The organism is Domibacillus indicus, from assembly GCF_023715895.1.
In the GTDB taxonomy this organism is placed as follows: Bacteria; Bacillota; Bacilli; order Bacillales; family Domibacillaceae; genus Domibacillus; species Domibacillus indicus_A.
The window spans coordinates 37,921-60,365 of sequence record NZ_JAMBOO010000013.1; the positions used below are offsets into that span (position 1 = coordinate 37,921).

A 22,445-nucleotide genomic window follows, 5' to 3' on the forward strand; every position below is an offset into this window, starting at 1 on the left:
GGCCCGTATGCAACTTACCGTTGGGAACCACGTAAGCACTTCCAGCAAGAAAAGGATAAAAAAGCTCCGCTCATACTTGTGTAAGATAGTTTCGAAGGGTTGGACACATGCGGCTTATTGTGTGTAAAGAATAGTAAAGAAAAATGGCAGGTTAATCTTAAAAGATTTTCCTATACCATGGATGTAAAAAAACAAAGCAGGTGTTTATTATTTCTATTTGGGGTATTAATTGAGCATCAAAAAAAAAGGAGGAAATGAACATGGATCATGTAAAAGCACTTATTATTAAATTTGTGATGGTCGCAGTCGTACTTGGGATTGTACTTACTGGAATGTACGATGGAGAGTTCAGTGATACGCTCCTTATCAGTGCTGTTCTTACAATTCTCGCTTATGTAATTGGGGACTTACTCGTATTCCGCAAAGCAGGTGACGATCGCGAGCGAAATGCAGATCACTCTAAGAGAAATGGTATTGCGACTGTATTAGATGCAGTATTAGCTTTCTTTGTCATTTGGCTTATGGGTAAATCACTATTTATCAATGATGGAGATGTTCTAGCAGCTTCTTTTATCTCAGCAATTGCTATAGCATTTGGTGAATGGTTCTTCCATAAATATCTCGATAGACATGTATTTGATGAAAAACATGCTCACTCTCGTGTCAAATAACATGTAAAGCAGGGGATTCTTATGGCAGCACGCATTATCATAAGAGATTAAATTCTTTTATTTTACAATCTAATGAATAAAAAACTAAATAGAGCAACGAAGTAGCCCGTTCGAAACCTTCGACGGGCTTTTTCTCTGGTCTTGAGGGTCAGACTAGAAGAACTGCTAAGACTTAACTTTTCTGCGTCCAAATTATTGACTTAAATCCAAAAGATAACAGCCGCAAAATATGGACCATTCTTGTGTTTATGATCTGGCACCAGATTTATGTAGAAGATATACGACGTAGAAAAAGCATTCCGTACACAGCACCAAAAACAGCTGATTTTCCAATAACCCACATCTAATTTGAACTATCGCACTCAGGCTTCTGCCTGGGTGCTTTTTTCAGCATGTAGCTTTGTGCTAAGGGCGGTATGTGCAAATAGAAGGCCTTGATGTATGTGCATTAACTGAATGGCTAAGATATTAGTAGTTTGTTACAGTCCTCCGTGATGTTTGTGTAAGAACTTACATTTTACACGAAGCGTCAGAGGCGTTTTTTTATTCCTATGTTTGGCACTTAATATTACAAACTATCTAATAAAAAAGTATGTAATGCGTGAGAACCAAAATAATGTATTCCTGATTTTTTAATATTTTTTTACTAGTAATTGTCATATGAAAGCGTTATAATAAAAATATGGAACAGCGTTCCACAATGCGGGACGAATATGCCGTACAGTGTGGTTACATTGAAACAAATTTACATTCGACCAGACTGAATTAATTGTAACCGCCTTCATCATGAAACACACCGTATGCTTTATTTTTAAAAAAGAAGGAGATGTTGATAGTGGAAATTAGATATTCACCCTACCAAGACTAAGTTAAAACGTTTACAACGGAAGATCTTCGCAAGCATTACCTGATTGAAGAGTTATTTGTACCAGGAGAAATTAAGCTTACATATACAATGGAAGACCACACGATTGTTGGCGGGATTACTCCGAAAGAAGAGTCCAGTTCATTAAAGGGTTACGACGAAATCAAGGCTAATTACTTTTTAGAACGTAGAGAAGAGAGGATTTTTAATGTCGGCGGCAATGGCAAAATCACTGTTGATGGTGAGCAGTATATGATGGGAAATAAGGACTGTCTGTACATCGGACAAGGGAAGCAAGAGCTCCTATTCTCAAGCAATTCAGCAGAAAAACCAGCCAAGCGTGTTTAGGGATATTGAAGGAGATCGATTAGGATCCCTTGAGAATGCCAATGACCGCGTCATCCCCCGGATGATTTATCTGGAAGGAATTCAAAGTTGTCAGGTTGTTATGGGGTTAACGCAATTAAATAAAGGAAGTCTTTAGAACTCGATGCCGACACATACTCACAACCGCCGTTCTGAAGTTTATCTCTACATCGACTTGGATGAAAATGCAAGGATGTTTCACCTAATGGGTGAGCCGACAGAAACCCGTCATTTGGTGATGAAAAACGAGCAGGCTTTCATCTCTCCACCCTGGTCCATTCATTGCGGCAGTGCAACCAGCAATTATACCTTCATTTGAGCGATGGCTGGAGAAAACAAAACCTATAACGATATGGATGCCGTAACAATGGACCAATTGAGATAATTAACAGATTACTAGAAATTATAAAAACAGATGAGATGTAGAACATTGAGTTTACATGATTTTTCACTAGTTTTTTTTAACTTAGAGGGAAAGACAGCGATCGTAACTGGCGGTAATACTGGTCCTGGCCAAGGATATGCAGTAGCGCTGCCAAAAGCAGGAGCCGACTTATTGGAACAAAAACAGCATGTTAAACTTTCTATTTTTTGAAAACGCTTTAATTATTCCTATTAATCTGAAAGGTTAGGTGGACAACTATGAAGATAATGAAATCAATGGAAAAGATCCCTGGCGGCCTTATGCTGGTTCCGTTATTTTTAGGGGCAATTATCCATACCTTTGCTCCTGAATCTGGTGAGTATTTTGGTTCTTTTACGAACGGATTGATGACCGGTACAGTACCGATCTTAGCAGTATGGTTCTTCTGTATGGGCGCCGGGATCAATATTAAAGCAACTGGTACCGTTTTAAGAAAATCAGGAACACTCGTTTTAACTAAGATTTTGGTTGCATGGGGTGTAGCTGTTGTTGCCTCATTATTCCTTCCGGACAGCGGAGTGCAATCTGGTTTATTTGCAGGATTTTCTGTACTAGCACTTATTGCGGCAATGGATATGACAAATGGAGGGTTATATGCCTCTATCATGCAGCAGTATGGTTCAAAGGAAGAAGCAGGAGCCTTTGTGCTTATGTCACTTGAATCTGGTCCGCTAGTAACCATGTTGATTTTAGGCAGCACAGGATTAGCTGCGTTTCATCCACAGGCCTTTGTTGGTGCTGTGTTACCATTCTTAGTAGGTTTTGTATTAGGTAACTTGGATCCTGAATTACGTAATTTCTTCAGTAAAGCAACACATACGATGATTCCGTTCTTCGGTTTTGCTTTAGGAAATTCAATTGACCTATCCGTTATTCTTAAAACAGGTATGGCTGGAATTCTTCTTGGCCTTCTTGTAATCGTTGTTACTGGTATTCCGTTAATGTTAGCTGATAAATTCATCGGTGGAGGAAATGGTACTGCAGGTCTTGCTGCTTCTAGTACGGCTGGTGCCGCGGTTGCGAACCCGATGATTATTGCTGAAATGAAACCAGAATTTCTTCCTGTTGCTCAATCCGCTACGGCACTAGTCGCAGCATCGGTTATCGTTACTTCGATTTTAGTACCAATCTTGACCGCTTATTGGTCTAAATATATGGAAAAGAAAAAGAAGGGATCTGTAGTCCCGGAAAGAAGTAAAGAAAGAAGTAAAGAAACTGCATTATAGTCTTAGCAAGGAGAGACATAAAACGATATGTATCTCCCTCTTATTAAAGGGGGGGGACGGGTATGAGTTGAACTTACTGTTGGAGAACCAGTGGCACTTTTGGTGACGGAGCAGGAAGGGCTGATGACACCGCCCTTAACTGAAGGTGAGTTCTAAACAGAAGTGGGCAGTGAACGCGTTCGCACTTCAGAATTCCACCCGCCTCACCGCAAGGTGAAGGGCTTGCGGCTTCAGCCATGGGAGTGTCAAAAGAAATTATGAACGTTCTGGCTCTAAAAGAAGCGCTCTTGGTCTAAAAAGAAGGGTATCACTCAACAGGAGAATACTCTTTTAGAAATCAAGAACCGGTGTAACCCAGATTCCTTGAGATGGCAATACTATACTGTTTCATTTTATCAATCAAGGTTTCTTTAATAGCTTCCATAGTCACGCGGTTGATTGGACCAGATATACTAAAGCTGGCAATGATCTTTCCTTTGTGGTCAAAGATTGGCGCTGCAATACATCTTAATACTTCTTCATTTTCGGCATTATCTAAGGCATAACCTAGCTGCTTGGCATTATCAATTTCTTTTATAAGTTCTTCTTTTGAAGTGATGGTATTAGGAGTTTTCTTCACGAAGTTGATATTTTCAATTAATTTGTTGAATTCATCTTGGGTTTTACCAGAAAGCAATATTTTACCAACGCCAGTACTATGCATAGGTGCACGGCTGCCAACTCTTGAATACATTCGGATGGTTTGTGTGCTTTCAATCTTATCAATGTAAATGACTTCTCCGTTGTTTTCAATGCATAAATGCACGGTTTCATTGGCTTCAGCACATAATTTTTCCAAATATGGCTTTGCCGTAGCAACAATATCGTTGTTATTTAAGAGATTCCGTGAAAGAAACAGAACTTGTAATCCGAGCTTATACTTGTCTGTTCCTTCATCTTTTACAACGTAATTCATACTCGATAAAGTGGCTAACAGCCGATGAACGGTACTTTTCGTTAGTCCAAGTTTCTCTGATAGTCTAACAATCTGGATTCCGTCGGGATATTCAGACAGTTTGTTTAATATGGTAAGGGCTCGTTCTAGTGATTGAACATTTGACATGGTCATTTACCTCTTTTAGTAGGATCTTGGATATGATGAAACAGTGTTCTACTATATGATACTGCAGCTTAAAACCTTTGTAAAATGAATATCCATTTACTTGTTCAAGGGATAAAAATTTTAAAATTAATAATGAGGAAAAGGGATATAAATCAAAAAGGTTAACATACCTTCAAAAACTAGAGGGTGCGGTGTTGTGGCTGCTGGCTGCTGTAAGAGCAGATTCAAAAGAAGAGGCTGTTAAGGTTTCTGAAGCATGTGTTAAGGGTGGAATTTAGGAAATTGAAAACTATGCTTTATAATATATGGAGAAAGCCCGCGCCGCAAGAGAGTTTTTGCAGCCGGTAAACTAAAAGGAGGCTATTAAAATGCTAGCAAGTTTAAAAGACACAGTTACATTACATAATGGTGTGAAAATGCCATGGATGGGGTTAGGCGTTTTTAAAGTTACAGAAGGTGAAGAAGTGGTTGAATCCGTAAAAGCTGCTATCCGCAATGGTTATATCAGCATTGATACCGCTGCAATTTATAAAAATGAAGAAGGTGTTGGCCAGGGGATTCGGGAATCCGGTGTTCCTCGCGAAGACTTGTTTGTTACGAGCAAAGTTTGGAATTCCGACCAAGGATATGAAACTACCTTGCAAGCCTTTGAAACGAGTCTGAACAAGATAGGCCTGGATTACTTGGATCTTTATTTAATTCACTGGCCTGGCGTTGATAAATATAAAGACACATGGAAAGCACTTGAAAAATTATACAAGGACGGTCGTGTTCGTGCAATTGGCGTGAGTAACTTTCAAATTCATCATTTACAAGAATTAATGAGTGATTGTGAAATCAAACCGATGGTTAATCAGGTAGAGTTCCATCCTCATTTAACGCAAAAAGAGCTATTAGCGTTTTGTAAAAATGAAGGAATTCAAATGGAAGCATGGTCACCATTAAAGCAAGGTCAGCTGTTAAACGAACTTGTTCTCACAGACATTGCTCATAAACATAACAAATCTGTTGCTCAAGTCATCTTGCGCTGGGATCTGCAGCATGAAGTCGTCACCATCCCAAAATCAATCAAAGAACACCGCATCATCGAAAACGCAGACATCTTTGACTTCGAACTAACTCAGGAAGACATGGAAAAAATCGATGCTCTCAACCAAGACAGCCGTGCGGGATCACATCCGGATACCATGAGAGTAGGATTTTAGGGTACCTGTCACTAATAACTACAAAAAACCATGATGAGTAAAAACTCACCATGGTTTTTTGAGTTCGCTCTACTTCCATTTCGCGTCCCTCTCTGCTCGGGGTACGGCAAGAATTACTTCTTTTTTGCTCCATTCATGAAAAACAATATTAATTTGGACTATTAATGATTACTTTGGCCTTGTTCACGTTTGTGCACTTCTTCAAGGATCTCGGCAGCAATATCCTGCATACTCTTGCCTGTCTGTTCGCCTTTTTTTCGCAGCCAATCTTTAATATCGACTGACAGTGAAACCGACAGCAATTCCTCCTGTGATTCAATACTAATCCCTTCATACTCCGGAACATAACGCACACGTCCCTGTTTAGCCGAACGTTTAATAAAGTCCGCTAACTCAACCGAAACACCATTAAACCGTGCATCTTTCATATGAATGATCCACCGGTCTTTTAACCGTTCCATATACAGATTGGCCACCGGCACCTGCTGATAAAGCAGATCCATTACTTGATAAGTGAGGGAATAGACGGCCGGAAGATTAAGTACCGCGTATCCGGGCTTTGTACTGCGCTTGCCCATTTCAATGGAGTAGTCAGGTGTTAACCTGTGTGTATAGATGCCTTCCATGTAGCTGAAAGTATCGTCGGTTCCTGGCACTATGAAGTACCAGTCCCCTAAACCTTTGCGCATAAGTCTTGCTTCTGGAATGGAAGGAGAAGAAAAGCGCTGGTACACGGCTTCTTTTGCTTTTTTATTGTAGTATTGCCGCTGGGAAAGCCGGTCTTCCCAAATCCTCTTTTCATACAGCTCACTGAATTCTTTTAGGTCGCTTTCTGTAATAAGGGGAATGGTGCGCCCTTTCACTTGTCCTTCAGAAGCGGGAAGAAGTCCTTCTTTAATATAAGCGGCAATGAAATTCCGGTTTGTCTGCAGGTACTCTGCCGCTTGGTTCAATGTTAAGCCTTCCGGCGTTTTAGGCATGGTTTCTATAAGGCGCTCAATTTCTTCCTTAGAAAAAAGGAGCCCTTGATGACCACCCCACGGATCCTCCACAGGTTTTAGTTTCCCCTCTTGGACATAAGCATGGACTGTGGAAACAGAGCGGTTAATTTGTTCCGCGACTTCTTTGGTTGAGTAATACTCTGAATGCTGCATAGATGTTTTTCTCCTTTACTTCAAATGATGAAAGAGTTTATGTAGTGAGATGTGTGTACAATGTATCTAAACCGATAATAAGAAAAGGCAGAGCGGAAAGGGTATAAGAAATTGCTCTGTTCTTAATTTGTTGGCAGACCAAGAAAGCCAGTGAACCAAGAGTTGTAGAAATCGTAATCGCCGGAATTAAGTCACCTTCAAACAGTTTCATTTCCAGGAAGAAGCCACATACCAGTCCCAATGCAAGAAACAATAAGCAGCTCTTGATCATGTTCCATTTTAGTTCCTTAATAAAGTACCAGCAGGATATGCCGAGTAAGCCAAGTATATAAGCAAAAGCTGAGACAGACATAAAAAGAATGATGAAATGGGTAAAACTGAAATCTATACCACTAATCACTGCTTCGTATACATAGAGAGCAATCATGGCAGTAATGATCGAACTTGAAACACCTTTTAAATATTGAATCATGGGCACACTTCCTATTTCTTTATTTAACAATCTTTCTATATGGACGAACTGCTGAGTAACTTTCGCTATGTAATTCCTTTAAAAAGTAATGTTTATGCTAATGTGCTTTAATAAAGGAAAAATGACAGAAGGTGAAAGAGTGACTTGTTTGCAAGATTGTTTAAATGACTTATGGGCAAATGTAATTCAAAAAATGGATATAGATGTTTTCAATCATACAATTACGTTTCAGACAAAGGAAATTGAGCATGAAACGATTCGAAATCATCAATTAAGGTTTGAGCAGGTATCATCATTTTACTTCCTTGAAGGTGCTGGCAAGGAGAGATTTCGCGTATTAGAAACAGAAGAAGACAGTTACTTAGAATTAACCTCCATTTACTATTATCCAGAAGGTATCGGATCAATTTCAATTCAGTCAGAGACGGAAGAATGGGCAGAACAATATAGTTCAAACTCTAATTTTTCCTTGGAAATTTGGAGTTCCATACTGTTTGTGGAAGCCAAACGAGTAGTAATTAACCATTCAGTTTTTGACGTGGAGTACCCCGAACAATAGAATCAAATGTTAATCAACAGTATGGATATACTGATGATTAACATGGCATTGATCCTGTTAGCTAAATGAAAATTAGAAATTCTTCCGCTATGATAAATGTGCTTACCCGTTTATATCCAACCGCTTTAGCAGCATGATACATCACTGCATACAGCTTTCTTACCGACTCTCTATATCCCTCCTTACAATCGATTCATCATTTTATATCAGCTTAAGTTTACACTTAGGTTTGGCTTTCTTTTTTCCGGGTAGATAAAAAACACATCTCATCATTTGTCCGAAGAGCGCTGTTTCTTCGGCTTTTTTTATTTTTTTGGGATTGCATAATACCTTCTTCATGGGTTCATACTGTTATTGTTTCGTACTTACTACTTAAAATTCCAACTCCTACAACGAAACCATTTCTGCAGTCAGGTCCCCGCCTGGCTGTTTTTTTCTTTTCCTTGAAGGATCATTTCCTCAACCTGTTTCTTGGTAGACAGGCTGTGATCCTGTGTGCCAATTAGAAAAGAATTTCCATGTAAAATGACCTCTGTGAGGGTGTCTCCCGGACCTAGCTCAAACAAAGGTTTTTCTCCCATTAACTTTCTTGACCACACAACGGGATACGTTTTTAACTGTATAGGTTTCGATGAATTGGTAATAAAAAAGGTCTCATCCACCAGCTTCCACCCAACCTCATCCATCATCTGGTTCAATTCTTGTATAGACTGAATAACGTCAATTCTAAGTTTGTACACCTTGTCGTAATCCTGGTTGTCATCCATGTTCCACACACGTGTATGAACCACTTTTAAGGGGAACTGATTGTAGTGATTCCAAAATTCAACGAGTGTTTTCCTGTATTCACCGTCCACATTATACATATACGCAGGTTCCTCTTTACACTCGCATTCCCAAAAATCCAATTGATTATCTTCAAAAGCTGTACGATCTTCAATTTTAATCGTGGTAAACCGCTCCTCTTTTATATTTTCATTATCTTTCATTAATAAGCAAACAACATGCGGTAATCCACATCACTGATCATTTCCAGTAAAACTTCCTTGATCATTAAGTGTTGTTTCTTCTCAAATCAATTCACGAACACATCCTTTAGGAAAAATACGCAAACAGCCTGCGGCTCTCCGAAGAGATCAATTTGACGACTAGAGGCTGCTTCATCCTTTTCCTCTTCCTTATAATGGATCATCCAAGAAAGAGTCCACTCCGTCTTTTAGTTCGCTTCTTGTTTTATTCTTTTTATTTTGTGACATGTATATATTGATTTTTATATTTTCTTATTTTAAAAATTAATTATATATTTTTTATACTACATTTTAATAATTAATATAATTTTATCATTTTAGTTAATTACATACAATTTAATTATTTTAAATTAAATATTTATCATATATAAATTTAATTAATTATAATAATTAAAACAAAGAGACTATTTTTTTCACTAAGATAGCAAAAATAAAAAAATGATATAATTAAAAATGATATAATTAAATAAAAGATAAGATATTAAAAATAAAATTTAAATTTCTAAAATAATATTTATATATATATATTATTGAATAGTATTGATTTAAATGAAAATGTAAATAAGTACGTTAAAAGACACTGCAGAGTTTAGAAAAGACTAAAAAGAAGAAATACATAAAATGAGGGCAGGGAGGGGAAGTAACATGTTTGAACTGACGAAAAATAACCAGCCGCTTTTTCCGGCTAATAAAGTGGAAGCAGCTGGCCAGCTGTTAGAACGAATCGAACAGGCAGAAAAAGAAAAGGAAGATCCGTTTTTTTATTTTAACGATAGAGACGTGCTTCATTACTACCTGTATCGCAGTATCAATTTGAATAAAGACGCGGAGCGGTCAGACCGGACCATAAAAGAGTATGAGAGGGAGCTGTCCCAACTGATACAAAATTTGTTGCAGTTTCCGCATGAAATCGGTCTCGATATAAAGCAAATTGAAGAGGGATCGTTATTCAAGAGCCTGGCACCAAGACATCTGCGGCGTTATCAGACCTGGCTTGCCGAGGAAAGCCCATATGTAAAAACAAAAGGTCCTTATTCACCGGCGACTCTTGCGCGTAAAACGACCATCCTTAAGAGTTTCTTTCGTTTTTTGCACGAGAATCGCTATCTCAAGCAGCCAATTCACCAAGGATTGCGTCCGGCAACCGTCCGGAAGGATGATCGGCCAAACCGCGACCTAGGACCGAGGGAAGTGATTCAGCTGCTGGATTATTATAGGGACAGTAATCCTATTATGTTTACTTTGATTCATGTGCTGGTGGGAACCGGCATGCGGAATGATGAGCTGTGCCGGTTAAAAGTGTCGGATGTCCGGTTTGACCCCATCCTGGGTGGCTTTTATCTGCATGTGATCGGGAAGGGGAATAAACAGCGGGATATTCCGCTTCGTGATAAGGTAATGGACAGCATTGTGCTATACCGGAAAATTCGGCTTCTGCCGGCAGACTTCCCAAGCAATAGTGATGAACCGCTGTTTCCGAACAGCCGGTGGAAAGCGTTCCGCCCGTCTTACTTTGCGACGATGTTGGGAGATGAAATCGAGAAGGTGCCGATCTTATCAATCCAGGCACGAAAAAAGAGAATTACGCCACACGAGTTCAGACACAGCTTTGCGATTATCAGCTATATGAACAACAGTGATGTGTATGCCATCATGCGTGCTTTAGGCCATGAAAAAATCGAAACAACGATGATCTATTTACAGAAGATCATGGAGCGGGAACAGCATGTCGTTCATCAATGGAAAGATGATGCGCTGGGAAGGTATATATAATAGAAGAAACTCGGCAAAAACAGCAATCATATTTAAGTAAAAGGGTGGTAAAAGGTGATGGAATGCTGCTGCAAACAAAATAGTACGGACGAGTTAAAAATTGAAGGTGACATGGGTGGCGATCCTATCTGGTGCAGTCGTTGTGGCTGTAATCTGGATTTAGATGAAATATCGCTTTCAGTTGAGTTAAAAGAAGAGCTGTCTCAATGGATGGTTAACTATGGAAGCTGGATTGATTGGGACACTGATAATTTAGCTCCAAATGGAATTGCGCTTGAGGATGAACATAATAAGCAGGGGATGAAATTGATGGAGAAAGCAAAGAAAGAGCTTGCAGGAAAATACAAAATCAAGTTTTCACCTTCATCATCAGCAAGAATGTACGCTAGATTCGATCGCAGATAGACTTCAACTTAATCCAGACAACGATGATCTATTTGCAGAAGATTATGGAGCGGGAATAGCACGTTGTTCATCAATGGAAGACGATGCACTAGGAAGGTATATATAATAGAAGAAACAATTATCATCTCCAAACAAAAAAGGGGATAAGAATAGGTTTTTCAATAATATTTAAAACATAATTTTTATTCATCAAAATAAAGAGGACAGTAGAAACCTTTTAAATTTCAGATGAAAATCAATTTATAGAACGAGGCTGGTGAATAACTTGAAGTTATTAATAGTAGAACGTGATAATAATGAGAAAACGGCGATCGAGTGGCTTATTTCTGTCTATTCCCTTCCGATAAATACAGTATTCACTGCAAATAATTTGCGGGAAACAATTAATTTATTAGAAAAAGAAATACCTGATATTTTATATATAGAGTTAGATATGATTCGGAATGAAGACCGACCAACGATTGGAAAATACATAAATCGTTTTAACCCAAATGTGATAGCTGTTACAGCAGAAGCAACCTTTGAAAGGGCTAAACAAGCGATTGAATGGCGAAGTATAGAATTGTTAGTAAAGCCGCTAGATCCTCTGAAAATTAAACATTGCTTACAAACAGCTCTTTCATTTGCCCGTAACCAAAGGACTATTACTAAGCCTCTCACTCACGCTAATGAGAGTTATTCTTATCATTCTTTATTTTTACAAGAAGAGCAGCCTGCCATAAATATTGGATTGATGCTGCTTCAAACAGAAGACATTCAGAAATTGCCAGAACTCATTAGATTTCTAGAGTACTATTCTTTTAGAAGACAACCGATTATTTTGCCGCTAATAGACGGGGTTGTCTGTCTTTTTCAGTCTCCACTTCAGCATGTTAAAGAAGAAGCATCAAAAATATTACGAGAATGGGAAGTTGAAAATATTGAGCCAATGGCGGCAGTTATTGTATATAACGATACAAACAATAAAACCGTACATGATATGTATCAAACTGCAAAAAAACTATTAGAAGTAACATTTTTTATTGGTTACCGTCAAATCATTCTGCCTAAACCTAACTATGAACACTGGCAGGAAATAGATCCTTTTTTATCTCCAAAGGAGCAGCAGGAATGGATTGAAATGTTAGAGCAATTTGATAAACAAAAACTTAAAGAATGGATGCATAATGAGTTTTTAGATGTTGAAACACCCTTTCCTAATCCGGAGAAGTTACGAACGAGATTAACAAGCATTCTGGCCCAAATTAGAAGATTTATGAAAACGAATCAATTAGATCAAAGGGAAACAGAAAACTATTATAAAGAAATTTTTACTGATATCTTATATAACCGAGTATTATACAGAATTGTACAGGAAATGCTGCTGTTTCTATACGAATTGATCGATCGGGCGATACAGTCAGAACAATTAGCAAAAAAAGATATTATTGAAAAGGGAGTCAGCTATGTTGAATCTTATTATTCGGATCACGATTTAACCCTTGAAAAAGTCGCCAAGGTTGTTAAGAGAAATCCAGCGTATTACAGTCATTTATTAATGAAAAAATATGGAATACCTTTTAGTCAATTGGTGACGAATACAAGAATAAAAGAGGCAAAGAGACTGCTAACTGCTACAGAATTATCAATTAAAGAAATTTCACATCAAGTAGGTTTTCATAATCCAAATTATTTTTCACGCATATTCAAAGAATCCACTGGAATGCCCCCTCGCGAATACCGATGGAAGAAGCAGGATTAAACAATTGAAATATCTTTAGAAAGCTAAAAAAAGTATAGAAACCTAAAGAAAAGATAAATATTTCGTTTTTTTATGTAAGAAAATATCACAAAATTCAAAAATATTTAGTAATTTCTGAAAAGAATATGTCTATTTTAAAAAAAATGAATATTATATACTTTTCCTTAATTAAAGAAAAGTACAAAAGCAGAAAAACAATAATTTGATTCAAAGATGCTTGATGTTAAAATCCAGCATCTTATATTCGGATTATTATGAATTGTTCTGATTTTATGAATCACTTTTCTTTATCGTTTTTTAATATACAAAGGGGAGGGGTACTGATGTCATTAGCTACAAAAAAGGAGAATTCTACAGAAACACAAACACTGACAGATATGAAGCAGAAAACACGGAAAGGTGTATTCTGGCCGGCTTTTCTTGTTGTAGGGGGCGGTGCAGCTCTTGGAATAGTTAATAATCAATTGTTAACTGAAATTTCTATGAATGGATTTGTAGGATCATTAAGGGGACTTGGATGGCTTTATCAAATTATATCTATTGTAGCGTTAATAATTGTAGCCATTGTTACGTTCTCAAAGTTAGGAAATATACGTTTAGGCGGTCAGAAAGCCGAAGCAAAATATTCATTTGGAACATGGTTCGCAATGGCATTGACTGGCGGAATTGCAACGGGTGTAATCACTTATGGAGTAAATGAACCGATTATTTATTTTAACAATATTTATGGAGAAATGGAACAAACAGGAGTTGAGCCAGGGACACCTCTTGCAGCAATTTTCGCGATGGGCCGCTCTTTTTACAACTGGTCATTTATCCCTTACGCTATGTATTCATTGAGCGGTTTAGTTGTTGCTTATATGTATTTTAATCGCAAAAAATCACTGTCTGTAACCGCAACGCTAACTCCATTGTTTGGAGATAGAATAACAAAAGGCGTTTGGGCAAACATAATCGATGTTTTATCTGTATTGGCAATTGCTCTTGGATTGGCATCTTCTTTAGGAGCTGGACTTGCACTTGTCGGATCAGGAATTGAAGCAACTTACGGAATTCAACAAGGCCCCCTTGTCTGGCTGGCATTGACCATTCTAATTACGGTCGTCTTTACTGTTTCCTCTTTAAAAGGACTAGATAAAGGGATTCGTATAATGGCAGATGCTAATGCAAAAGTTTTTTATGTTCTTCTTGCTCTACTAATAGTGATCGGACCAACCTTATATATTTTACGTACATCCACGGCAGGTCTAGGTTACTGGTTGCAAAACTTCTGGCAATGGGGTCTCGATCCAATTGATATAGGCGGAGAAGCGCTAGTAATGTGGTGGACGTTATATGATTGGGCCATTTGGATTGCTTATGCACCATTAATGGGTGTTTTTCTAGCTGTCATTTCTTATGGACGTACACTTCGTCAGTTTATGATTGTTAACTGGATTATGCCTTCTGTATTCAGTATCATCTGGTTCGGTGTTTGGGGAGGAACAGCCCTACATTGGCAACAAAACAATATTGTTGATCTAGCAGACACCATTACAAATAGTGGAGCCGTAGCAGGATTATGGACATTCTTAGGCAATCTACCTTTAGGAATAATTATTATTCCAATTGTAATGTTGACATTAATTCTTTCATTTTCAACTGCTGCTGACTCGATGGTTCGTACAATTTCAGTATTATGCACTTCAAATATTAGCCATGATGAAGAGCCTGCAAGTTGGAAAAAATTGATTTGGGCACTTTCTATTGGAATTATTGCATTCGTTATGGTTGCATTCGCTGGCGGAGAACAAGGTGTTGAAGGTGTTAAATATCTGGCAGCACTAGGCGGATCGGCTGTTCTGTTTGTTTTTGTGCTACAGGTTATTTCTGCTATCAAGATGTTCTTTATCGATAAAATAGAAGAGGGCGAATAAAGGAGAAAATAAATGCTGATGAATCACACGAAAAAAGTAACCCTTGGTAATACTATAACTCTTGAAGAATTTATAGAGGTAGTCCGTTTTGGCGCTTATGTCGAATTTTCTGAGGATTACTGTAAACGAGTGGAAAAATCCCAACAACTTGTTGGAAAATGGATAGAAGAAGGCAGAGTAATGTATGGGGTTAATACTGGCTTTGGTGCTCTTTCCAAAGAAATAATATCTTCAGAAGAAACGGCTCAATTACAAAAGAACATTCTTTTATCTCATGCTACCTCAGTAGGAGAACCGTTAGCAGAAGAAGACGTACGTGCCACCATGCTTATGATATTGCAAAATCTGGGACAAGGATATTCAGGAGTCCAGCTTGAAACGCTGGAGATGTATCGTCAATTTTTAAATCTTGGTTTAATTCCCTGGGCTCCAGGTGAAGGGTCAGTCGGCTATTTAAGCCCGGAAGCTCATATGGCTCTTGTATTGATTGGTGAAGGAAAAGCATATATAAATGGACAACTTATGCCAGCAAGAAAGGCTTTAGAAAAAGCCGGACTAGCACCTATTGTTCTTTCTGCTAAAGAAGGACTGGCACTTATTAGTGGAACAACAACTCCAACAGGCATTGGAGCCTTGGCATTATTTGATATGCTAAAGGCCGCAACAGCAGCAGATATAATTGGCGCAATGACCGTAGAAGTACTGAAGGGGACCACCCATGCTTTTGATGACCGCTTAATGAGTGTTCGTCCGCATCAAGAACAAAGAGATACAGCAAGTAATGTGAGAAGAATATTAGATGACTCGATGATTGCAAAGAAATTTATAAATTATCGTTTACAAGATGCATTATCTCTCCGTGCAATTCCCCAACTGCACGGAGCCGCAAAAAAAACACTAAAAGATGCTTTAAAGACCTTTGAAGTAGAGATTAATGCTTGTACAGATAATCCAATTCTTTGGCCGGATGAAGAAAACGCTGGGGCACTTTCAGGGTGTAATTGTGATTCATCATATGTTGGAATTGAATTAGATTCTATGTGTATTGCTGCAACCGCAATTGGCAAAATGTCAGAGCGAAGAAATAATCGTCTTATCAATGGTCAACTTTCTGAATATCCATCCTTTCTTATTCAAAAAGGAGGGATAAATTCTGGCTTGATGATCCCTCAATACACACAGGCTGGCCTTTTAAACGAGATGAAAATATTGTCTCATCCTGCAACAGTAGACGCTATTCCGACCTCCGCTGATCAGGAAGATTATGTAGCGATGGGATATAACGCAGCCAAAAAGGCACGAGAAATAGCTAAAAAACTTGAGTATGTTTTAGCGATTGAGTTGCTGTCTGTTTATTCCGCCCATCAATTTATAGAAAGTGACTTGTTGCCCGGTTCTGCCTCAAGTGCTGTTTTAAATTTTATTTCTCAATTTGTACCGAACATGGAAGATGATATGTATCTACATCCTCATATAGAAGCGCTAAAAGAATTTATACATTCTGGTGAAATTATAAAATGTATAGAGAATGTAATAGGAAAGCTCCAATGATATACATTTAAGAGCCATACTATTACAAAATAAAATGTTACTTCCAAAAATCCTAACTTAATTAATCAAGTGAGTTAGGATTTACTTTTTTAAAAGTATTCGAATAAATTAGATGTTATGAAAAAGTCACAAGAAAGAGGAAATAAAGTGGAAATACATTTAGTGGCAAAAAATCAACTAGAAGCCAACGGGATTAGATGGGTACTAGAGTCACATTTTACGGGAATTCAATTGCATATATGGGACACGATAGAAACATTTGAGGAGGGTGTACAAAAACAGCAGCCAGACCTCGTCATCTTAGATATGGATGGGTGGCAGCATGAAAATGAAAAATTCAACTCAATTAGAAAAAGACTTGGAATTAAGTGGATAGGTATTTCGTCAGAAAGAATATTTCAAACCGCGTATAGCGCGCTTCGTTTTCGTGCAGAAGATGTTTTATTTCGTCCTTTTCTACCAACAGATTTAATTAAACTTATTCAACAGTTACGCTATCAAATGAGAAATAAAAAGCTTTCTTATTCAAATAGTATAACTAGAGAAGCCGAGGTATTCGATATTGATTACCCAGATCTTTTTTTAAAAGATAAAAGGCATACAAATTCAATATCAATGATCGCATTTTTAACGCCTTCTTCAGAAACACTTTATTTAGTGCACGATGCATTGCAACGTCACTCATTTACGGGGAACAAACGTATACTTGTTTTTTCTGATTTTATTTTATGTGTTCAGGAAACTAAGGAAGAAGCTCTAATTAAAGAAGAGTACCAGACATTTCTGACGCGCTGGAAAGAACATATTGATGAGCCGCTTGCAATTGTTATTAAGATTGCACCGGCAGGTCACTCATTAAAGGATATATATGAGCAAACACGTCAATTAACAAGGAGAATTTTTTTTGAAGGATATGACATTATTTTAGCGGAAGAAGAAGAAGTTTACTATAGAGAAATAGATCCTTTCCTTACTCCTTTGGAACAGCGTCAATGGATTGAAATGCTTGAAAAAAGAGACATAAATGCAATCCGAAGTTGGATAGAAAATGAATTCCTAACCTTTCAGCCCCCTTATCCAGATCCAGAAATCATTCGAATTCGGCTGACGAGCGTGCTGGCACAGATTCGCCGCTACATAAAATCATATGATCTTCAGAGCACATCCTGGGAAGCAATCTATCACAAGGTTTTTCAGTACATTGTACAGAATCCTGTCATTTATCAAATTGTTCAGGAATTGCTGGTATTCACGACCCGGTTACTCCAACAAAACAATACACATTTAAATGAAGAGCCACGCTCCCTTGTTGAAAAAGCAAGAGAGTTGATTGAGAGTAACTATTGGGATGCTCAGTGGAATTTAACAGCATGTGCTAATGCACTTCGTGTTAATAAAAGTACTCTCAGCCGTCGTTTTGCAACTGAATCTAGCCAATCGTTTCGTGATACGTTACATCAGATGCGTATAGGAGAGGCTAAAAAACTATTACAAGAAACAGATTTACCCTTGGAAGAAATTGCACGATTAACAGGTTATTCTCACCAAACTTATTTTAATTCTAAATTCAAATTGCTAGAAGGCTGTACCCCGTTAGTTTATCGACAAAAATTATAATGAGAAATCAGAAAAGTGAGATAAATTATAAAATAGGCAAAAAAACAGAAAAATTATGCAATAAATTATAAAAAGATCATTATATTATAATCTGAATATTAAGTGAAGTGTAATAAAATTACTACATACAAAACATAGGAGGGAAAGTTACATGAAAACCACAGCAGAAGAAAAAGTAGTACGTTATCGAGGAACAACACTTAATACGAAAGGTTGGGAACAAGAAGCGGTTCTTAGAATGCTAATGAACAACTTAGATCCAGAAGTTGCCGAACATCCAGAAAAGTTAGTTGTATATGGGGGAATAGGAAAAGCCGCAAGAAACTGGGAATCTTTTGATCAAATCGTAGCATCATTAAAAGAGTTAGAAAAAAATGAAACATTGCTGATTCAATCAGGGAAACCGGTAGCCATCTTTAAAACTCACGAAGCAGCACCACGCGTACTATTAGCCAACTCTAACATTGTGCCTGCGTGGGCAAATTGGGACACATTCCATGAACTTGATAAAAAAGGACTAATGATGTATGGCCAAATGACAGCTGGAAGCTGGATTTATATTGGCAGCCAAGGAATTGTACAAGGCACTTATGAGACATTTGCAGAATGTGCGAAGCAGCACTTCAATGGGACACTAGAAGGTACAATTACCGTAACAGCTGGACTTGGCGGCATGGGAGGCGCACAGCCTTTAGCAGTAACCATGGCAGGTGGTGTTGTGATCGGAATTGATGTAGATCGAAGCCGGATCGAAAAACGCATTGAAACCCGGTACTGCGATGTACTTTCTGAAACGTTGGATGAAGCGATTGCGTTAGCAGAAGAAGCAAAACAAGCAGGTAAAGCTCTTTCGATTGGACTGCTTGGCAATGCAGCTGAAGTGCTTCCTGACATGATTAAACGAGGCTTTATTCCCGACATTGTGACAGACCAAACATCTGCTCACGATCCATTAAATGGGTATCTTCCTATCGGAATGTCTATGTCAGAAGGCGAAAAACTCCGCACAGAAGATCCAGAAGAGTATGTAAAACAATCAAAAAAAAGCATGGCCGTACATGTTCAATCAATGCTACAGATGCAAAAACAAGGTGCGGTTGCATTTGATTATGGAAATAATATTCGACAGGTTGCCTTTGATGAAGGGGTAGAAAATGCTTTTAATTTTCCGGGATTTGTTCCAGCCTACATCCGCCCACAATTTTGCGAAGGAAAAGGGCCGTTTCGCTGGGTAGCCCTCTCAGGTGATCCAGAAGATATATATAAGACCGACGAAGTGATTTTAAGAGAGTTTGCTTATAATGAACACTTGTGCAATTGGATAAAGATGGCGAGAGAAAAAATTGAGTTTCAAGGCCTTCCAGCTCGTATTTGCTGGTTAGGCTATGGAGAACGCGCACGTTTTGGAAAAATCATTAATGAAATGGTAGCTTCTGGTGAACTCTCAGCTCCAATTGTTATTGGACGGGATCATTTAGATGCTGGTTCTGTTGCTTCACCAAATCGTGAAACAGAAGCCATGAAAGATGGCAGTGATGCAGTAGGAGACTGGCCTATACTAAATGCATTAGTGAATACAGCTGCTGGCGCAAGCTGGGTATCTGTTCACCATGGCGGTGGTGTAGGAATGGGCTATTCACTTCATGCAGGAATGGTTGTTGTCGCTGATGGTACGGAGGAGGCGGCTCAGCGCCTTGAGCGGGTTTTAACAACCGACCCTGGTATGGGTGTCGTTCGCCATGTGGATGCAGGTTATGATTTAGCAATTCAAACTGCGAAAGAAAAAGGCATGAATATTCCAACTCTAAAGTAAAAGGTTGAGATAAAATGACGGAAATTTTATATATCAAAAGAGCTTCCCAAGTTATTACAGTCAGTGGAGGCAGCCAGAAGCCAAAAACAGGACAGGAAATGTCTGAAATCGGTGTAATTGAAAATGGCAGTGTAATAGTAGAAGGAAATCAAATTCGTTTTGTCGGCTCTGATAGAGAAGCTGAAAAATATGTAAATACTTTAAGCGAACCAGTAACTGTTATCAATGCTGAAGGAAAAATCTTAACCCCAGGATTGATTGATCCTCACACACATATTGTTTTCGCAGGAAGCCGTGAAAAAGAATTAGAAATGCGCTTAAAGGGTGCAAAATATATAGATATTCTAAAAGCTGGTGGTGGTATTTTAAGTACCACCACTGATACAAGAAAAGCTTCTGAAGAACATTTGATTGAGGAAACACTTAAACGGTTAAATCGTTTTCTACAGTATGGTGTAACAACGATTGAAGCAAAAAGCGGATATGGATTAACAGTAGAAGACGAATTAAAACAACTTAGAGTTGCAAAGAAATTAAATAAGCAGCATCCTATTGATCTTATTTCCACTTTTATGGGAGCTCATGCAGTGCCGGCTGAATATAAGGAAAGTCCTGAGGAATTTGTAAAACTTGTAGTAGAGGAAATGCTGCCACAAGTTGCACAGGAAAAATTAGCAGAATTTTGTGATGTATTCTGTGAAGAAGGCGTATTTACGATTGAACAGTCTGAATACATCCTTCAGGAGGGAAAAAAGTGGGGCTTAATTCCAAAAATCCATGCGGATGAGATTGTTCAATTTGGCGGTGCTGAGTTAGCGGCAAAGATAGGGGCTATTTCTGCAGATCATTTATTAAGGGCATCAGAAAATGGGATTAAGCAAATGGCAGAGCAGGGTGTTATAGCGGTCTTATTGCCTGGGACAGCATTCTTCCTTATGGCGGAACCAGCTAATGCTAGAAAAATGATTGAATTGGGTGTTCCTGTCGCTCTTTCAACGGATCGTAATCCAGGCTCATCACCTACCGAGTCATTGCCGTTTATTATGAATTTAGCATGTCTCACCATGAAAATGACGCCGGAAGAAGTATTAACAGCTTGTACAATTAATGCTGCGCATGCCATTAATAGAGCGAGCGAAATTGGAAGTATTGAAGTGGACAAGAAAGCAGACTTTGTCTTGTTTGATGCTCCTAATTATCAAACACTCCAGTACAATTATGCCGTTAATCTTGTTGACACAGTATTTAAAAATGGAAAAGTAGTCGTAAAAGGTGGTGCTATTGTTGAAAGTGAAGAATCTTTGCATCAATATAGCTCGGCTGAAAACAGACATTGAAGAACTCGGAAAATTCGGGAAGAATGCTAAAGGTGGCCTTGATAGGACCACCTTTACTCCTTCTGAATTAGAAGCAAGAGAATGGCTTAAAGAACGTCTTCATAAGTTAAAGCTGGCAATAAGAATAGATCAAGCAGCAAACATATGGGCCAAGCGCCCAGGTCAGGAAGCAACTCTTCCCAGTATTTCTTTCGGATCACATATTGATACCGTTCCCAATGGAGGGAAATATGATGGAGCGTTGGGAGTTCTCATCGCACTTGAAGTAATGAGAGTGTTAGAAGAAAGTCATATTTCAACACGGCATCCATTAGAATTAGTTTCTTTTAGCGCAGAAGAGCCAAATCCTTTTGGGTTGTCTACTTTTGGCAGCCGAGCAATCAGCGGGAAGTTAAAAAAAAGCGATATAACAAATGTAACTGACTCTGAAGGAACAAGGCTAGTTGATGCCCTAAGAAGTGCGGGTGGTGATCCGGAGAATTTTGAAAAAGCAGTACGTAATCCAGCTGAATTAAGCGCATTTTTAGAAGTGCATATTGAACAAGGGAAAAGACTATTAAACCGTTCTATTCCAGTTGGTGTGGTAACTGCTATTACAGGAATTTACCGAGAAAAAATATCAGTATATGGAGAAGCAAATCATGCTGGTACGACACTCATGGAAGATAGGAAAGATGCATTAACAGCAGCTTCAGAAATTATTTTATCCTTAGAACGCGTCAGCAGTGCACATCCCTCTAATGAAGTAGTTGGAACAATTGGAAAAGTTGATGTTTCTCCTAATGCACCGAACATAATACCGGAGAAAATCGAAATGATATTAGAAATTAGAGGAAAATCGTCTTCTGAGATATATGAGGTGTTAAAGAAATTTGATACGGATTTAATAAAAATTAGAGAAAGCCGACCCGTCCAAATAAAGCGAAAAGTCATTTTAGATCAAACCCCTGCACCTATGAATGAATTGGTAGTTAAAACTATTCAAGACTGTGCGGAGTCGCTAAACTATCCCTCTTATTCGCTTGGAAGTATGGCAGGGCACGATGCTACTCACATGGCATCGCTAACCAAAAGTGGGATGTTGTTTGTTCCGAGTTTAGATGGTAAAAGTCACTGTCCGGAAGAAGAAAGCAGATTAGAAGATATAGAAAAAGTCGCAAATGTTTTATTGCATACGATTCTTTCACTGGATCAAAAACTTGATGTATAAAAGGGGATAA

Annotated in this window: 17 protein-coding genes and 2 pseudogenes; 15 read left to right on the top strand and 4 right to left on the bottom strand. The window is 38.3% G+C overall.

The annotated features are described in order from the left end of the window. Positions 1-260: 260 nt before the first annotated feature. The 4 genes and pseudogenes from M3221_RS16600 (at position 261) to kdgT (ending at position 3,552) form a co-directional block, all read left to right on the top strand. Positions 261-671, top strand: a complete 411-nt coding sequence (locus M3221_RS16600) for a YndM family protein (protein WP_251272843.1) — start codon at positions 261-263, stop codon at positions 669-671. 835 nt (positions 672-1,506) lie between these two features. After that, a pseudogene (locus M3221_RS16605) lies at positions 1,507-2,287 on the top strand (5-dehydro-4-deoxy-D-glucuronate isomerase). A 45-nt stretch (positions 2,288-2,332) separates the two neighbouring features. Next, positions 2,333-2,458, top strand: a pseudogene (locus tag M3221_RS26350) (2-deoxy-D-gluconate 3-dehydrogenase); the annotation flags it as partial. 86 nt (positions 2,459-2,544) lie between these two features. Continuing rightward, the gene (gene kdgT, locus M3221_RS16610; protein WP_251272844.1) at positions 2,545-3,552 is read left to right on the top strand and encodes a 2-keto-3-deoxygluconate transporter; all 1,008 of its coding nucleotides are present in this window, start codon (positions 2,545-2,547) and stop codon (positions 3,550-3,552) included. Between the two features lie 337 nt (positions 3,553-3,889). Here kdgT and M3221_RS16615 read toward each other — a convergent pair whose 3' ends face one another. Next, entirely contained in the window at positions 3,890-4,654 is a 765-nt protein-coding gene (locus M3221_RS16615; RefSeq protein WP_251272845.1) for an IclR family transcriptional regulator, read from the bottom strand. A gap of 368 nt (positions 4,655-5,022) precedes the next feature. Between M3221_RS16615 and M3221_RS16620 the strand changes: the two genes are divergently transcribed. Next, positions 5,023-5,859 (top strand): aldo/keto reductase, encoded by an 837-nt coding sequence (locus M3221_RS16620; RefSeq protein ID WP_251272846.1) that lies wholly within the window; start codon positions 5,023-5,025, stop codon positions 5,857-5,859. 161 nt (positions 5,860-6,020) lie between these two features. Here M3221_RS16620 and M3221_RS16625 read toward each other — a convergent pair whose 3' ends face one another. Next, complete coding sequence (locus M3221_RS16625) at positions 6,021-7,013, bottom strand: helix-turn-helix domain-containing protein (RefSeq protein ID WP_251272847.1); 993 nt, start codon at positions 7,011-7,013, stop codon at positions 6,021-6,023. A gap of 37 nt (positions 7,014-7,050) precedes the next feature. Beyond that, positions 7,051-7,485, bottom strand: a complete 435-nt coding sequence (locus tag M3221_RS16630; RefSeq protein ID WP_251272848.1) for a hypothetical protein — start codon at positions 7,483-7,485, stop codon at positions 7,051-7,053. 139 nt (positions 7,486-7,624) lie between these two features. On the opposite strand from M3221_RS16630, the gene M3221_RS16635 reads away from it, so the two are divergent. After that, the gene (locus M3221_RS16635; protein ID WP_251272849.1) at positions 7,625-8,044 is read left to right on the top strand and encodes a YxiG family protein; all 420 of its coding nucleotides are present in this window, start codon (positions 7,625-7,627) and stop codon (positions 8,042-8,044) included. A 410-nt stretch (positions 8,045-8,454) separates the two neighbouring features. Here M3221_RS16635 and M3221_RS16640 read toward each other — a convergent pair whose 3' ends face one another. Continuing rightward, complete coding sequence (locus tag M3221_RS16640; RefSeq protein ID WP_251272850.1) at positions 8,455-9,033, bottom strand: hypothetical protein; 579 nt, start codon at positions 9,031-9,033, stop codon at positions 8,455-8,457. A gap of 684 nt (positions 9,034-9,717) precedes the next feature. Here M3221_RS16640 and M3221_RS16645 point away from each other — a divergent pair. The 9 genes from M3221_RS16645 to M3221_RS16685 all read left to right on the top strand — a co-directional run bounded on the left by M3221_RS16645 (position 9,718) and on the right by M3221_RS16685 (position 22,435). After that, positions 9,718-10,845: a tyrosine-type recombinase/integrase gene (locus tag M3221_RS16645; protein ID WP_251272851.1), complete on the top strand. Its 1,128-nt coding sequence runs from the start codon at positions 9,718-9,720 to the stop codon at positions 10,843-10,845. Positions 10,846-10,902: 57 nt separating this feature from the next. After that, positions 10,903-11,250 (top strand): hypothetical protein, encoded by a 348-nt coding sequence (locus tag M3221_RS16650; protein ID WP_251272896.1) that lies wholly within the window; start codon positions 10,903-10,905, stop codon positions 11,248-11,250. A 256-nt stretch (positions 11,251-11,506) separates the two neighbouring features. Further along, the gene (locus M3221_RS16655; RefSeq protein WP_251272852.1) at positions 11,507-12,991 is read left to right on the top strand and encodes a helix-turn-helix domain-containing protein; all 1,485 of its coding nucleotides are present in this window, start codon (positions 11,507-11,509) and stop codon (positions 12,989-12,991) included. Between the two features lie 323 nt (positions 12,992-13,314). After that, a complete protein-coding gene (locus tag M3221_RS16660) occupies positions 13,315-14,907 on the top strand; it encodes a BCCT family transporter (protein WP_251272853.1) in 1,593 nt (530 codons plus the stop codon). A 12-nt stretch (positions 14,908-14,919) separates the two neighbouring features. Further along, positions 14,920-16,458 carry an HAL/PAL/TAL family ammonia-lyase gene (locus tag M3221_RS16665; protein WP_251272854.1) on the top strand — a complete coding sequence of 513 codons (1,539 nt, stop codon included), beginning with the start codon at positions 14,920-14,922 and terminating at the stop codon, positions 16,456-16,458. Positions 16,459-16,605: 147 nt separating this feature from the next. Beyond that, positions 16,606-18,075 (top strand): response regulator transcription factor, encoded by a 1,470-nt coding sequence (locus tag M3221_RS16670; protein ID WP_251272855.1) that lies wholly within the window; start codon positions 16,606-16,608, stop codon positions 18,073-18,075. 151 nt (positions 18,076-18,226) lie between these two features. Beyond that, a complete protein-coding gene (gene hutU, locus M3221_RS16675) occupies positions 18,227-19,888 on the top strand; it encodes a urocanate hydratase (protein WP_251272856.1) in 1,662 nt (553 codons plus the stop codon). A gap of 14 nt (positions 19,889-19,902) precedes the next feature. After that, positions 19,903-21,225, top strand: a complete 1,323-nt coding sequence (hutI, locus tag M3221_RS16680) for an imidazolonepropionase (RefSeq protein ID WP_251272857.1) — start codon at positions 19,903-19,905, stop codon at positions 21,223-21,225. Continuing rightward, complete coding sequence (locus M3221_RS16685; RefSeq protein WP_251272897.1) at positions 21,179-22,435, top strand: Zn-dependent hydrolase; 1,257 nt, start codon at positions 21,179-21,181, stop codon at positions 22,433-22,435. The genes hutI and M3221_RS16685 overlap by 47 nt, the downstream gene beginning before the upstream one ends. Positions 22,436-22,445: the final 10 nt, after the last annotated feature.

Bases quoted from the DNA above. Each gene is read 5' to 3' on its own strand.
- M3221_RS16600 (WP_251272843.1), top strand. From the start codon at position 261: ATGGATCATGTAAAAGCACTTATTATTAAATTTGTGATGGTCGCAGTC.
- kdgT (WP_251272844.1), top strand. From the start codon at position 2,545: ATGAAGATAATGAAATCAATGGAAAAGATCCCTGGCGGCCTTATGCTG.
- M3221_RS16615 (WP_251272845.1), bottom strand. From the start codon at position 4,654: ATGTCAAATGTTCAATCACTAGAACGAGCCCTTACCATATTAAACAAA.
- M3221_RS16620 (WP_251272846.1), top strand. From the start codon at position 5,023: ATGCTAGCAAGTTTAAAAGACACAGTTACATTACATAATGGTGTGAAA.
- M3221_RS16625 (WP_251272847.1), bottom strand. From the start codon at position 7,013: ATGCAGCATTCAGAGTATTACTCAACCAAAGAAGTCGCGGAACAAATT.
- M3221_RS16630 (WP_251272848.1), bottom strand. From the start codon at position 7,485: ATGATTCAATATTTAAAAGGTGTTTCAAGTTCGATCATTACTGCCATG.
- M3221_RS16640 (WP_251272850.1), bottom strand. From the start codon at position 9,033: ATGAAAGATAATGAAAATATAAAAGAGGAGCGGTTTACCACGATTAAA.
- M3221_RS16645 (WP_251272851.1), top strand. From the start codon at position 9,718: ATGTTTGAACTGACGAAAAATAACCAGCCGCTTTTTCCGGCTAATAAA.
- M3221_RS16650 (WP_251272896.1), top strand. From the start codon at position 10,903: ATGGAATGCTGCTGCAAACAAAATAGTACGGACGAGTTAAAAATTGAA.
- M3221_RS16660 (WP_251272853.1), top strand. From the start codon at position 13,315: ATGTCATTAGCTACAAAAAAGGAGAATTCTACAGAAACACAAACACTG.
- M3221_RS16665 (WP_251272854.1), top strand. From the start codon at position 14,920: ATGCTGATGAATCACACGAAAAAAGTAACCCTTGGTAATACTATAACT.
- hutU (WP_251272856.1), top strand. From the start codon at position 18,227: ATGAAAACCACAGCAGAAGAAAAAGTAGTACGTTATCGAGGAACAACA.
- hutI (WP_251272857.1), top strand. From the start codon at position 19,903: ATGACGGAAATTTTATATATCAAAAGAGCTTCCCAAGTTATTACAGTC.